We start from the raw sequence: 13,584 nt of genomic DNA, 5'->3' as shown, positions 1-13,584 counted from the left end.
AGTGCGCACCAAGGCACTATTGCGGGGAATGCCTATCGACAGTGACCCCGAATTTCTGGCCTTAGTCGATCTTTGGATCAGCGGCGAGTACGAGATGTCAGAGCTCAGGTCTCGATACAACGACCTTACAGCCCGCCGAGCACAGCGATCAAGGTCTGGCCCTCCCGCACCGGAACCGACGCCCAATCAAGCGGATGCGTTTGGAGGTGTGGGCGAAGATGCTGATCCACGTCAACGCATCGCCCCGGAAGCCGACTGAAATCTGACGACATCCTTGCCGGCCGCCTTCGCATCGTAAAGAAGCGCATCGGCCTCCCTAAGAAGCTCGGAAATGTCACGCTTTTCACCCGCCCAAATTCCCCCAATGCTCGCGCGGACATCGGCGATTTCATCGGAAATCGCAATAGGCTCCCTCATCCGCGCGAGAATTCGCTCCGCCGCCGCCTCTCCTACGGAACGATCGCCCGCGACGACCACGACAAATTCATCCCCACCTGTCCGTGCCACGAGATCATGGTCCCTGACGGCTGAGGTCAAGCGCGCAGCTGCAGTCTGCAGGACGATATCTCCCATCGCATGACCATGAGCATCGTTCACCTCCTTGAACCCATCGAGGTCGAGCGCAAGGACAGCGAAGCCTTCGGCAGACTGCAAAGCCGCGAACTCGATCGACAGCCCACGACGGTTCAGCAGCCCAGTCAACGCGTCCGTGCGCGCCGTCTCCTCCAGCATCTCGATCCGGCGTCGATCTTCGGTAAAGTCGATTGCCATTCCGACGATCTTGACCGGACGCCCGTCGCTATCACGCAACAGCCGCCGATCACAACGCATCCAACGTTCGCCATGAACGGTGTCGAGACGATACTCGGCAACATTCTGATCGAGCTTTCCGGCAATTAGCGGCGTCAGATCGGCCTGGGCGCCGTCGTTCACGTTGACTCTGTTGACGTAGCGCTCAAGGTCGAGCCGCGCAGCAGTGGGCCCACCGATGAATTGAGCCAGTCGATCCGAGGTCTCGAATTTGCCTGTGAGGATATCCATTTGCCAGAAGCCGCCACGGACGGCTTCAAGCGCGAGCTCAAGCTGCGCTGCGCGCTCGGCGAGCTGACGCTCATGGTCCTTGTGTCGGGTGATATCCTCGATCTGCGAAATGAAGCGTACGACACGCCCTTCAGCATCGCGCATCGCGGCCACGTGGATCAGGACGTGGACAATCTCTCCGAAAGGCCGCAGGTAACGCTTCTCGATCGTGTAGCCGTCCCGCCTTCCTTGCAGGACCTGCTTAAATAGGATCAGATCTGCCTCGATATCCTCTGGATGGGTAAAGTCCCTGAAATGCGTCCCGAGCACCTTCTCTAAAGGCAGTGACAGAAGCTTGGCGAAAGCGGCATTGCCGCGAATGATGCGTCCCTCCAGATCGACCAGGGCGATCCCTATGGGGGCGTTCTCGAAGGCAAAGTCGAACAGCGCCAGGCGGGTTTCGGGATCGTCGGCCGTATAGGGTTCCGCTACCATCTTTCCTCCAAAGACAAGAGCTCCAAGCCGATAGGTGTGTTTTAGAGGATGATAATCAAGGTGCCGACCCGCTAAGGCGCGATGTGACATGCCGCAGTTGAAGCGGCTCCTTGATGTCAAAGACCCTCGAAATTATCTCTCCGAGTTAAGCACTGACACATTCAAGAAAGCAGATACGGGCCGGCATCCACAAACGGTGAAATCAGGGAGGAAGACATGGATGGAAGAAGCCGGGATCTTTCCGAAAGCGACATGCGGATATTGCGAACGCTACTTGGCCGCTACGCGGCACGTTACCATCTCACTGGCCCCGAAAAAGACGACTTGATCGAGCGAACGTTCCGGGCCTTGGCGAGCAATCCGGACATATTTTTCGAAATCCCTGTCGAGAAAGCCGCCGCGGAGACAATGCACCGGATCTATACCGACGATTAGATTTGAGGCGAATTGCATGGCGAGAAGTGGGGCTGGCTCAGGATGTTGATTGGTCGCGAACGTCACCTAATGGGGGCGGGAGACGCAGCAGTATTCGGCTGCAAGTTCGCTGGCCACTGAGCCGGCCGGCGATCAAGCCCCTCCTGATAAGATTAACCTAAGAGAGCTCTTGAACGATATAGCACTTTCGACCCAGTTATTCAAATGACAGTCATTCCAGATCTTCAACAGCGACCCCGGCTCTGAAGGCCGTGCGTGAACGAAATATCACCGCGCACGATAGACTATCGGCGCGGCGCCTTCGGTTCAGCCGTCACCTGTCACGGAGTGTGGCCTCAACCTCCGTGCCCACATATGCCTAACCGCAATAGATCAATCGAAGTCTTCGATCTTGGCCCGATCTCCCGGTCCCTAATGCCGCCAGCTTTTCTAGTTGCAGCGATGGAGGTCAAAATAATACCTCGCTGTTAACCATTACTTGACATGTAAAACGATCGCTTTACATCAACGTCATGAAAAAGCAGCAAGCGATTATAGGAGGCGCGGAGCGAGCGTTCGAAGCCGAAGGGTTTCGAGGAATTGGGGTCGACAAAATCCTCGCCCAATCGGGAGCATCGACACGAACCCTTTATAAGCATTTCGGGTCTCGGGATGGTCTCGTGGTTGAGGTCCTAAAGCAAAGGCATCTCGCCTTCATGGCATTGTTGAGGGAGGCGGATCCTTCCGACCCTGTAGGGCAGCTTTTCGATATCCAGCGTAGGTGGACTGATGATCATATTAATTCCGGCTGTATGTTTTTGCGCGCCCACGGCGAATACGCCGCCGTAAACGCGGAGATCACCGCCGTCGTCCACGATCATAAACAACAATTTGAAACTGAAATCGGACGGCGTGTGGAGATAGCACTCGGTAGTCCTGACGCGGATCTAGCAATGCAGATCTCGCTTTTGTTTGAAGGCGCGACGGCGTTGTTAAGCTTGAGAGGACCAATCACTCTTGAGACCGCGAAAGAGGCAGCGGCGCTTTTGGTACGAGCACGTCTGGAGCATAGGCCATGATCGGACGCGCAAACATGGTGGCTGCGGCCTTCGCCCTCACAGCCCTCACCTACGGGTTGACGAGGTTTGCGTATGGCCTTCTGCTGCCTTCGATCCGGGCTGACCTTGACTTGAGTGCAATAGCAGGTGGCTGGATCGGCGGGTTGGCCTTTGCATCGTATTGCCTCGGGGTTGTTTTGGCGTTCACCTTAGTCGACCGGTTCGGCGAGCGATACATCACCGTATTGGCAGGCTCGTGCGCGACTGTCGCAATGGCAATAATCGCCGTGTCGTGGTCAGTTTGGAGCCTAGGCTTCGCCATGGCACTTGGGGGCCTTAGCACCGGATTGACGTCACCTCCGCTCGCATCAGCGGTGGCAATAACTCTTTCTCATCCTGATCAGCACAAGGCCAATGGCCTCATCAATTCGGGGACTGCAGTAGGGATAGTAATTTCAGGCGCAGCGGCGCTCGCATTTTATGGTAGCTGGCGCGCGCTTTATGCGGCGTTTGCTGGTCTCGGATTAATAATAACTTTCTGGCTTTCCTGGACGATCCCGCCTCGAAACAGCAAAAACGTCGCAGAAAAATTGCATTGGGGTGACGCTCAGGTTCCGGGCGCACACAATCTCACGGCTGGCTCGTTCATCGTCGGCTTTGCTAGCACCGCAGTATGGACATTCGGCGCAAACGTAATGCAGGATGAAGTGGACTTCTCCAGGTATCAAATCGCTTTAAGCTGGATTGTACTCGGAGTGGTCGGCATAGGAGGATCATCAACGGGGTCACTTGTGCAGCATCTCGGACTTCCTTTTGTTTACCGCCTTGCGGTCGCAGTGATGGGTTTAGCCATCGCGATCCTTGCAGCAGCGATTGGTTACTCCCCCCTCGCCTTCATCGCTCTCGGTTTGTTCGGCTTAGGCTACATCGTCGCAACGGGTGCCCTTCTCATCTGGGGTGTATCGATCTACAGCAGACACCCTGCACTAGGGCTGAGTGTGCCGTTTCTCATTGTTGCTATCGGTCAAACCGTTGGAGCGCCGATCTTCGGGCTGCTATGGGATGTCGGTGGAAGCGTCTCGGCTCTCGCAATCTTCGCTATGGTCATGGCAGCTGCCGCAAGCTTCACCGCTGCAAAGAACGCACCTTCTGAAGAAAGTCACCAATCAGACCGAATTGGTGGCGCGGTCAGTGATAAGTCCTGAGGGACTATGCTGGTGAGAGGTGCGTGATGAGGACCAACTCCATCTAACCAACATTCTAAGCGACATGGCCAGAAGAGGTCGACGAGAGGAGCGCCCCGATCCTTCTTGCATCACGAAAAGCCAATCGGCGTCTGCGCCGCCCATGCTGGCAATCGGGGCGGAGCAGCCACCTCCTGCGCTTCGGCACTGACGAAATCTTTTCGCGCTCTTGATGGGAGGTGGACCGCCGTCACCCAGGACAGGCGAAGCTAAGGCCATTTCCGCCTCTTTCGAGAGCCGACATGCACCGGCGCCGAACCGAGGGCATCATAAGCAATAACTGCAATGGTCACGTTGTTTACTCCGGCAAGGCGCTCATTGCAGCGCTATCCGCTCACCACGTTGAAAATTGACCGGGGATTTATTCAGCACATTCTGGATAAGCCTCGTGACGCCGCGATCGCAAAAGCGTTGATCGGTCTGGGTTGCGACCTAGGCCTTGAGACGGTCGCGGAAGGCATCGAAACGAGTGCTCAGGAAGATGCTCTACTTGCACTCGGATGCCGGACAGCCCAAGGCTACCTTTACGGCCGGCCCATGCCCTACGCTGCCGTCCTTAAGTTTATCGAAAAAAACTGTCTTCCCCTATCTTCGATGGCTGGTTGAGGGCTCGCTCCGCAGTTTTTTTGCGTAATGAAGGATCTGAGATGGACGAGCGGGATGTGACATGAAGTGGCTGAGGCGACCTGCAGATCTTCGCGCGACGCGTTGCCTGATGTAGCGAGGACTATGGCATGCGCGCAAACCCTATCTCACCGGGCACGATCGCCGAGACGGGCCAAATTATAGATCTGAACCGCAAGACCCAATACAAAAATGGCCGCTATGGTCCCGACGGCACCCTTTAACACAACCGAATTTGGGTCCGCGACAAACGGATGACCGTCGGGCACGCGTCTCAAGGTCTCGGAAACAGATGGGACCATCAGCAAGAAGACAGTCAGGCTCAAGAGTATCGTCTCGATATAATTCCGAAGGCGCCCCAGAAAGACGAGCTTGTTGGCTGCGTAGCCACCAAGCAGACACAGCAAGGTAACAAGCGCGATCGCAGGGCTGACAGGTGCCTTAGCCACGAGGAAAATTGTCAAGCTGCCGACCAGCATGCATACGAAATAGATGTATCCTGGCACGCTGTCCGGCTTGATACGTCCAAATCGAAAAATCATGTAGGCGGCTGCGGGTATTGCAGGAAGGCTTCCTAACGTGTGAAGCCAGCCGAGCGGTGTTATTCCGAACATATTCATTCCTTCTCTGCGTAAGCTGGATTCAAAGACCAGGGAATATTTGATGGTTAGGAAGCGTCTCCGTCGTGGGTAAACGCTCCCGGCGACCCGGGCGAAAACGCCAAGCGATCAGGAAAACCCCACCACAGAGTGGGGAATGTAGTTGACCTCAAGGGTTTGTATTTCTGCAGCGGTGAGCCTGAAGCCCAGCGCAGCGGCAGCGTCATCCAGGTGATGCAATTTGGTCGCCCCGATTATGGGCGCCGAGATTTCGGATTTCGATAGGAGCCATGCGAGTGCAATCTGTGCCCGTGGTACCTCCCTCTTCTGCGCGATCTTTGCTACCGCCTCGACCACGCGTCGGTCGGCGTCCGCTGTCGTGCGAGTGTAAAGGCCGTTACCCAACTCATCGGTTTGGGAGCGCTCGCTTTGCTCCCTCCAGTCGCGGGTCAGGCGGCCGCGCGCAAGCGGGCTCCAAGGAATGACGCCGATACCCTCCGATTTGCAGAGCGGAAGCATTTCCCTTTCTTCCTCGCGGTAAAGCAGATTCAGGTGGTTCTGCATTGAGACGAACTTTGTCCATCCGTTCGCCTGGGAGACAGAAAGCATTTTGGAGAATTGCCACGCGTACATGGAGGAAGCGCCGATGTAACGGGCTTTGCCTGCCTTGACGACGTCATGCAGGGCTTCCAGGGTTTCCTCGATCGGGGTTTGATGGTCGAACCGATGGATTTGGTAAAGGTCGACATAGTCGGTGCCCAGCCGCTTCAGGCTTGCGTCGATCTCCGAAAAAATTGCTTTTCGGGAGAGGCCGGCGCCATTTGGTCCAGGCTTCATTCGGCCGTTGACCTTGGTGGCGATGACGACGTCGTCTCTGGCTACGTAGTCTCTGATCGCACGGCCGAGAATTTCCTCGCTCGTCCCGTCCGAGTAGACATTGGCGGTATCGAAGAAGTTGATCCCGAGTTCGATCGCCCTGCGGATAAATGGCCGGCTCTGCTCTTCTGGCAACGTCCAGGCGTGGCTGCCGCGATCGGGCTCCCCGTAGCTCATGCATCCAAGGCCGAGGCGCGAAACCTCAAGGCCGGTATTTCCAAGGCGCGTATAGTTCATGTCTATCTCCAATTTCGCTATGAGACGAACTTCACAGGCGACAGGTCTCGCGTCGCCTGACGCTCAGGCGCTTATGCCGCCGTCAACAAGAATGCCCGAGCCGGTGATATAGCCTGCGCCCGGCCCAGCGAGGAAAGCCACGACCTCTGCGACCTCTCTGGTCCGACCGTAGCGGGCAATCGACAGGCTTGGCAGGATAGCAGGTGCCAGTGCGCCATCGGCAGGGTTCATGTCGGTGTCAATTGGGCCCGGCCTAACCAGATTGACGGTTATTTCCCGCGGCCCCAGTTCGCGAGCGAGACCGCGCGTAAAGCTCTCAAGTGCCGATTTGGTCGCTGCATAGACCGCGATCCCCGCAAACGGGACAGCCAGGCCCGCGTTACTGCCGGTACTGATGATGCGTCCACCATTTGGGATGTGTTTGAGCGCCGCCTGTGTCGTCAAAAAGACGCCGCGCACATTGACGTCCAGCTGCCGTTGGATCTCTTCGAACGGTTGTGTGGCAAAATCACCAGCGAACAGGACGCCGGCATTGTTAACCAGGATGTCGAGGCCGCCGAGTTCTGTGACAGTCCGGTCGATAGTGGCGGTCGCGGTATCGGGCCTGGCCGCGTCGGCCTGGATGGCAACCGCTTTGCGACCTAGAGCCCGGATCTCTTCGGCGAGAGCTTGCGCTTTTTCGGCCGACTTCTCGTAGGTAATCGCAACGTGAGCGCCGTCTTCCGCCAGCTTCAGCGCGATGGCAGCACCGATGCTGCGTGCCGCACCGGTCACAAGCGCTCGTTTGCCGGCAAGAGGAAGGTTGGGGGTGATGTCCATGGGAGGTTACCTTGATGTGTTATGGTTCAATTTGTGAGGAAATGATTGTGCGGTAGTGGCAGCTGAGCCGTCGGAAACGTTCGCTCCCTCAACGACAAAGCGGGTGATCAAACCGCCAAGGCTCGCGCTCATCGGACGACCTCTTTCTTCGGTCCAAGCCCTGCAGAGAGCCAGCCTGCGACGAGTAGACAAAGACCGATCGCCACTGCTGCAATGCTGTAGGCATGACCAATGGATCGCTCATCGGTTGATGAGCCCAGGGTCGAAAAGAACAATCCGCCGATTAGGGCTGTGGCTAAAGCGCCCCCAATCTGAAGCATCGAATTGACTAGGCCGGAAGCCAGACCAGACTGCGTCGGGTCCACCCGCTGGACGACTGCTCTTACGAGATTTGGAAGCGCAATTCCTTGTCCGGCACCAACGATGAACAATGCAACGAAGAGGAACTCCGGCGCCCCAAACGAAATGAGAGCTGCTGTGCCAAATAATCCGGCGGCTTCCAGAGACATGCCCGCGGCGGTGGAGTACCTGCCGAAAATGCGAAAGACGTGGCCACTTACGAATGGCCCCAGAACGAAGCCGACAGCGGCAGGAAGGATTGCAACCCCTGCCTCGAAAGGGGTGCGACCAAGGCCGCCTTGTTGATAGACAGAAAATGTCAGCCAGAAGGCCGCGAAGGCATAGAAGAAAAATGCTGAGAGCAGCCCACGCTTCAGTCCCGGCACCTGAAGCAGGCGCGGAGCGATAATGGGATCTCTTCCAGCCGCCTCTACCCTCCTCTCGTGATGCCAGAACAGGAAAATAAGCGGAAGGGAGGCGGCAAGCATCAGGATTGCCGAGGTGGGCCAGCCATGCTCGCGGCCCTCGATGAGCGGCCAGATCAGCGCACAGAGCGCGAGTGCAATCAGCACTGCTCCGCCAAGATCCAGTTTGCTTGCGTGCTCTGCTCGTGTCTCTCGCAACATCATCATCGCCGACGGTGCGGCGATGGCGATCACCGGAAGGTTGATAAGGAAAATGGCCCTCCATCCCAACCCAAAAATATCGAGCGCAATGAGAGCCCCACCAAGAAACAGTCCGGCCATCGATGCGACACCGAATGTCAGCGCGTAAAAACTGAGAGCCCGTGATTTCTCTTGCTCTGGAAAAATTGCATTGATGGATGCCAAAGCCTGCGGCGCCATGATCGCCGCGGCAAATCCCTGAAGGATCCGACCGACAACAAGCACCGATGGAGACCAGGCAAAACCGCATAAGGCGGAGGCGGCCGCGAAAGCGACCATTCCTACCAGGAAGACATTCCGGCGACCGTAGAGGTCGCCTAGCCTGCCACCCGTGATCAGCATCACGGCATAGGTTGTGGCATAGCCCGAGATAATCAGTTGCATTGTCGATGCGCTGGCATGGAAATCCTGACGGATCGAAGGCAGCGCAACATTGACGATGAAGAAGTCGAGCGGTGGCAGGAAAGCTCCAGTTAAAAGGATGACCAACGCCGTCCATCTGCGCGGATCAGGGGGGAGCTCAAGATTACGGACACGTTCCACAAGTCTCTCCATGTCGAATGCAGACCGATCAGTCGGACCTTACAAATTCGCTATTTTGGAACCTTTTGGTTCCTAATAAAAGTCAGCCAAGCGGTCTCAGCGCGAAGTCGACCATCGCTTTAGTGGTGTCGCGATCCGCGCCGGCTTTTCCCAACACTCTCATTCCTTGGATTTGACACACGAGGAACCTTGCGAGTGTCCGCTCGTCCAGTTCAGCACTGATCTCGCCCAGCGCTTGACCTCTTATGATGGCGGCCGCATAGAGATCTTGCAGTCGCCGAAACAGCCGAGCGATCCGAGCGGAAACCTCTTCATCCGCCGGAAGCATTTCCACAGCCGACAACACGACAAAGCAGCCTCGCAGCCCCTCCTTGCCGGAGGATTCTTCGACCTGCCGCGAGAATGCATCCTTTATTGCTGCTTTAGGAGACGGGTTGGAATGTAGGATTTCGCCAACCTTGCGAATGGCTTCGTCGATGTAAAGGTCAAGGGCGCGCAGATAGATGCCCCGTTTGTCCACGAAAGCCTTGTAGAAGCTCCCTCGTGATAGCTCCATGCCTTCGAGCAGGTCGGGCAACGAAGCATCGTGATAACCTCGATCCCAGAACACGCTCATTGCCTTGCGAACTGCGTCATCGAGTTCGAATTCGCGAGGGCGTCCGATGGACGGGGATGTTTCAGTGCTTTTCACCATGAGAACCATATGGAACCATTCAGTTCCTATTGCAAGTGATTTTTCTCGGCGCTACCTAGAGAATCTGATTTCAAGGCGCCGCTCATCTATAACGGGGCGCCACTCTCTAATAGGAAGCGCAGAACAATGGATCGCGAAATCATCATACCGGAGGAAATGCGTGAGATCGTTGCAAGAGCGGGATATGCGCCGGCGGTTAAGGTCGGCGATACGATCTACGTCGTCGGGCAAGTCGGCCGCACCATAGACCTTCAGGTGATTGAGGACCCGCATGATCAGTTTCGCGCCATGTGGGAAAATCTCCGTATCGTTCTTGAGGCCGCAAACTGCACCTTCAATGACGTTGTGGAGATGACGAGCTATCACGTGGAGATGTCAAAGCACATGGATATCTTCCGGACGGCAAAGAACGAAGTCTTCCCTAAAGGGACATACGCGTGGACCCGCATTGGCGTATCCGAACTCGCCCATCCAGGCTTGCTTGCGGAGGTGAAATGCGTCGCAGTGAAGCGGTAGCAGATCCAGCCACACCTCTCTCAAGAAGAGGTGGGCGCTCGTCTGCGCCTAAGAGCGGTACCGGCATTAAAAGGCGGTCTCATTCATCTTGAACGGGTACGAACTTGCGACATACGAATGGAAACGTGCATTATCTCAGAAGCTTAGGCTCATCGATCTTCTTAGATCCCTGATCCGATTGCATTTTCCTATGCAGACTGTTTGCTGACTGCCTCAACGAGGATTTGATCAGCGAATATGGTCCCGATCCCACAGTTTCCAACATGGGAGGCGTTCAACGTCTGGCTGGAAGAGCAATGCCGCAAGCGCCAGGGCGACAGGCTACGCGGCGAGAGCGGGACGATCGGGGAGCGGCTACAACGGGATCTGGCTGCCATGCGCATGTTACCGGCATCGCCTTTCGATGCGTGCGACCAGGCCGGCGTCAAGGTAACAGCCCAGTCGCTCGTTCGCTACAAGACAAACGACTATTCCGTGCCGGTCGCCTACGGCCATCAGGATGTCTGGGTCCGGGGTTATGTCGACGAAGTGGTGATTGGCTGCCGTGGCGAGATCATCGCCCGCCATCCCCGGAGCTGGGAACGGGAAGACGTCATCTTCGATCCTGTGCATTACCTGCCGCTGATCGAGCAAAAGATCAATTCGCTGGATCAGGCAGCGCCTCTCCAGGGGTGGGACTTGCCAGAGGAATTCGCCACGCTGCGCCGGCTGATGGAAGGCCGCATGGCAAAGCATGGCCGACGTGAGTACGTGCAGGCTCTCCGTCTTCTGGAGAGTTTCGACCTGGCGGACCTGCATGCGGCGGTGAAGCAGGCCCTGCAGCTCGGAGCTATCGGCTTCGACGCCGTCAAGCACCTGATCCTATGCCGGGTGGAGCGCCGGCCGCCTCGACTGGACCTGTCTAACTATCCCTACCTGCCGAAGGCGACGGTCGAGACGACATCGGCGAAGGCGTACATGCGCCTCCTGTCATCGGATGCGGGAGAAGCGGCATGGGTACCGAAGCATCAGAGATCCTGCTTGCCCATTATCTCAAGACGCTGGAGCTGCCGACCTTCCAACGCGAGTACCAGAAGCTGGCCCGGCTATGCGCCACAGAGGGTGCCGATCATGTCGGATACCTGTTCCGGCTTTCCGAAAGGGAGATGATCGAACGGGATCGCCGCAAGGTCGAGCGCCGCATCAAGGCGGCCAAATTCCCCGTCGTCAAAAGCCTGGACAGCTTCGACTTCGCCGCCATCCCCAAGCTCAACAAGATGCAGGTGCTGGAACTGGCCCGATGTGAGTGGATCGAGCGACGCGAGAACGTCATCGCTCTCGGGCCAAGTGGCACGGGCAAGACGCATGTCGCACTCGGTCTCGGCTTGGCCGCATGCCAGAAGGGCATGTCCGTCGGCTTCACCACGGCCGCCGCCCTGGTCAGCGAGATGATGGAGGCACGTGATGAGCGGCGTCTTCTTCGCTTCCAGAAGCAAATGGCTGCATACCAGCTTCTCATCATCGATGAGCTGGGCTTCATGCCGCTGTCGAAGACCGGCGCGGAGTTGCTGTTCGAGCTAATCTCGCAACGATACGAACGCGGAGCCACCCTGATCACCAGCAATCTACCGTTTGACGAATGGACGGAAACCTTGGGTTCCGAACGTTTGACGGGCGCACTGCTCGATCGCATCACCCACCACGTCAACATCCTCGAGATGAACTGCGACAGCTATCGTCTCGCCCAAAGCCGCGCCAGAAAGGCCGGCTAAACCCTCCTTGAAAATCGCCACGTACGCATGAGACCCCCGCTCGGGCTACGCCCTCACGGAGGTCTCATGCGCGCGCCGATAGTGGCCTGGTTTTACTCCGCCGCCTGGCGTTAATTTGCTCCGGCGTTGACACGCAGTCATAGATGCGTCGTACCTGCATCGCTCAGCCAACTCATTGGGCACCCCATGCCAATGCTCACTGCACAATCAGCAATTATGCCAGGTAAAGGGGATTGTCGTTGCTGCCTACGAATTGTGACGAAGGGGCGCCTGACGAGGCGCCCTCTGCAGGAAGAGAAAGATATTACTGCTCCGGAAGCGGCATAAATACGGCTTTCAGAAATCGCCGTAGTACTTCAAACGCAAGCTCTGGCATACTCGTTAAGGGCGAGTTTTACGTATCCGAGCTTGATTGATGCGGCGTTGGGCTCAACCTCGCCCGACCTGACAGCTGGGACAAGTGGCGCAAGATATTGACTTATAAGCGTCTCGGAAATGATCTGATTTTCCAGGCGAAGCATCAACTCAGTGACTGCGTTTTGCGCTTTGGGATGTGCCCAATAATATCGAATTCGATCCGAATAGCTGAAGTGACGTTGCAGTTTCTGCTCAAGCTTGTCGCCAGAGTAATAATTCGCCCAATAGCCCTCTTCTTCTACCATGAGCATCTCCATCGCATCCTTTAGCTTTGGTGTCCCCCCATCAAGTTCCGCAGCGATCAGATCGAGCCCATAAAGCGCTTCCCTCAATGCGAAGGTTAGCCCCGGCCCCACCTTTAGGATTGAAAAACCATCAGTTACGAGAGCCGAAAGTGCGTCCACTGTCTGATAGTCTGTGGAATGCGCTTCGAAGACCACGTTCGGCATTTGCGTCAATGACTTCGAAAGTTCCTGGGAAAGCTCTGGCCTGTAGGCCACAACATTGGCGCTGCCAAACTCGACGCCCGGCTGGACGACGAGACCAATGACTCGATCGAAGGCGGCACCAACTCCTTGATCCTGAAATGCCTTGCGGTGAATTTCGTAAGTTTTGAGTGCGGCCGACGCATCAGTGACGTCAAGACTATCAACGACGTGCGAAGCTCCTCCGGGGACAGGTACCTCCGTGCCGATAATGTATACTGGCGGCGTCTCACAATTGTTTTCTGCAACCTTTGCCAATTGCGCAGCGCGGAGAGCCACAAGCTCGTCATCAAGGGCAACGGCCTCACCCTGGCAACCCATAGAGCAGTCCAGATGCAATTTTGTAAAACCGGCGGAGGCATAATCTGCGATCATCACCAGCGCCTTCTGCATGGCGCTGGCTGCGGGCAGATGCTTCCAAGGATTCGGGCCAAGATGGTCTCCACCCAGAATGAGCATATCCTTATTGAATCCGACGCTATCCGCTATCTTCTCTACGAAACCCCGGAAATCCGCAGGCGTCATCCCTGTATATCCGCCGTCCTGGTTTACCTGGTTGCAGGTGGCTTCGATGAGAACTTCGCGGCCGCTTTGGCAACCTAGCTCCAATGCAGCCCGGATGACGTCCGGGTGCGCAGAGCACACCGAGGTTATTCCGTATTTCTCACCGCGATCGTGTCTTGAACGTAGCGATGTCAGAGCAGAGGATGCCATGGTTTTTCTTTCGAATTATTATGAAGTTCGGGAGAACGCAGCAGAGCTGTTTGGCAGCGTCGCGTCTCGAAAGC

The 13,584-nt window shown here is 56.6% G+C and carries 13 protein-coding genes and 1 pseudogene; 7 read left to right on the top strand and 7 right to left on the bottom strand.

Annotation, left to right across the window (positions count from 1 at the left end):
* Nucleotides 1-231 precede the first annotated feature (231 nt).
* Nucleotides 232-1,515: a sensor domain-containing diguanylate cyclase gene (locus tag JZX87_RS19490; RefSeq protein ID WP_206827418.1), complete on the bottom strand. Its 1,284-nt coding sequence runs from the start codon at nucleotides 1,513-1,515 to the stop codon at nucleotides 232-234.
* A 216-nt stretch (nucleotides 1,516-1,731) separates the two neighbouring features.
* Here JZX87_RS19490 and JZX87_RS19485 point away from each other — a divergent pair, with 216 nt between their 5' ends.
* The 4 genes from JZX87_RS19485 (at nucleotide 1,732) to JZX87_RS19470 (ending at nucleotide 4,837) form a co-directional block, all read left to right on the top strand.
* Complete coding sequence (locus tag JZX87_RS19485) at nucleotides 1,732-1,950, top strand: hypothetical protein (RefSeq protein WP_148148672.1); 219 nt, start codon at nucleotides 1,732-1,734, stop codon at nucleotides 1,948-1,950.
* 512 nt (nucleotides 1,951-2,462) lie between these two features.
* A complete protein-coding gene (locus tag JZX87_RS19480; protein WP_206827417.1) occupies nucleotides 2,463-3,008 on the top strand; it encodes a TetR/AcrR family transcriptional regulator in 546 nt (181 codons plus the stop codon).
* Nucleotides 3,005-4,192, top strand: coding sequence for an MFS transporter (locus JZX87_RS19475; RefSeq protein ID WP_206827416.1), 1,188 nt, complete (start codon nucleotides 3,005-3,007; stop codon nucleotides 4,190-4,192). Before JZX87_RS19480 ends, JZX87_RS19475 begins: the two co-directional genes overlap by 4 nt.
* A gap of 324 nt (nucleotides 4,193-4,516) precedes the next feature.
* The gene (locus tag JZX87_RS19470) at nucleotides 4,517-4,837 is read left to right on the top strand and encodes an EAL domain-containing protein (RefSeq protein WP_206827415.1); all 321 of its coding nucleotides are present in this window, start codon (nucleotides 4,517-4,519) and stop codon (nucleotides 4,835-4,837) included.
* A gap of 146 nt (nucleotides 4,838-4,983) precedes the next feature.
* On the opposite strand, the gene JZX87_RS19465 is transcribed toward JZX87_RS19470, so the two are convergent.
* The 5 genes from JZX87_RS19465 to JZX87_RS19445 all read right to left on the bottom strand — a co-directional run bounded on the left by JZX87_RS19465 (nucleotide 4,984) and on the right by JZX87_RS19445 (nucleotide 9,636).
* Nucleotides 4,984-5,469, bottom strand: coding sequence for a hypothetical protein (locus JZX87_RS19465; protein WP_206827414.1), 486 nt, complete (start codon nucleotides 5,467-5,469; stop codon nucleotides 4,984-4,986).
* A 114-nt stretch (nucleotides 5,470-5,583) separates the two neighbouring features.
* Nucleotides 5,584-6,567 carry an aldo/keto reductase gene (locus JZX87_RS19460; RefSeq protein WP_183688123.1) on the bottom strand — a complete coding sequence of 328 codons (984 nt, stop codon included), beginning with the start codon at nucleotides 6,565-6,567 and terminating at the stop codon, nucleotides 5,584-5,586.
* A gap of 63 nt (nucleotides 6,568-6,630) precedes the next feature.
* Nucleotides 6,631-7,386, bottom strand: coding sequence for an SDR family NAD(P)-dependent oxidoreductase (locus JZX87_RS19455; protein ID WP_148148676.1), 756 nt, complete (start codon nucleotides 7,384-7,386; stop codon nucleotides 6,631-6,633).
* Between the two features lie 128 nt (nucleotides 7,387-7,514).
* Nucleotides 7,515-8,945 carry an MFS transporter gene (locus JZX87_RS19450; protein WP_206827413.1) on the bottom strand — a complete coding sequence of 477 codons (1,431 nt, stop codon included), beginning with the start codon at nucleotides 8,943-8,945 and terminating at the stop codon, nucleotides 7,515-7,517.
* Between the two features lie 70 nt (nucleotides 8,946-9,015).
* Entirely contained in the window at nucleotides 9,016-9,636 is a 621-nt protein-coding gene (locus JZX87_RS19445; protein ID WP_286194937.1) for a TetR/AcrR family transcriptional regulator, read from the bottom strand.
* A 117-nt stretch (nucleotides 9,637-9,753) separates the two neighbouring features.
* Here JZX87_RS19445 and JZX87_RS19440 point away from each other — a divergent pair, with 117 nt between their 5' ends.
* The 3 genes and pseudogenes from JZX87_RS19440 (at nucleotide 9,754) to istB (ending at nucleotide 11,894) form a co-directional block, all read left to right on the top strand.
* Entirely contained in the window at nucleotides 9,754-10,143 is a 390-nt protein-coding gene (locus JZX87_RS19440) for a RidA family protein (RefSeq protein WP_148148678.1), read from the top strand.
* Between the two features lie 237 nt (nucleotides 10,144-10,380).
* Nucleotides 10,381-11,136, top strand: a pseudogene (locus tag JZX87_RS19435) (Mu transposase domain-containing protein); the annotation flags it as partial.
* Complete coding sequence (gene istB, locus JZX87_RS19430; RefSeq protein ID WP_206827412.1) at nucleotides 11,136-11,894, top strand: IS21-like element helper ATPase IstB; 759 nt, start codon at nucleotides 11,136-11,138, stop codon at nucleotides 11,892-11,894. The pseudogene JZX87_RS19435 and the gene istB, both read left to right, overlap by 1 nt.
* 356 nt (nucleotides 11,895-12,250) lie before the next feature.
* Here the strand turns inward: istB and JZX87_RS19425 are convergent, their stop codons facing one another.
* A complete protein-coding gene (locus tag JZX87_RS19425; RefSeq protein WP_148148680.1) occupies nucleotides 12,251-13,510 on the bottom strand; it encodes a D-tagatose-bisphosphate aldolase, class II, non-catalytic subunit in 1,260 nt (419 codons plus the stop codon).
* Nucleotides 13,511-13,584: the final 74 nt, after the last annotated feature.

The organism is Agrobacterium sp. Ap1 (genome assembly GCF_017313375.1).
Classification (GTDB): Bacteria; Pseudomonadota; Alphaproteobacteria; order Rhizobiales; family Rhizobiaceae; genus Neorhizobium; species Neorhizobium cellulosilyticum.
Note: the sequence above shows the minus strand (reverse complement) of the source record. Positions and strands in the feature narration are given on the sequence as shown.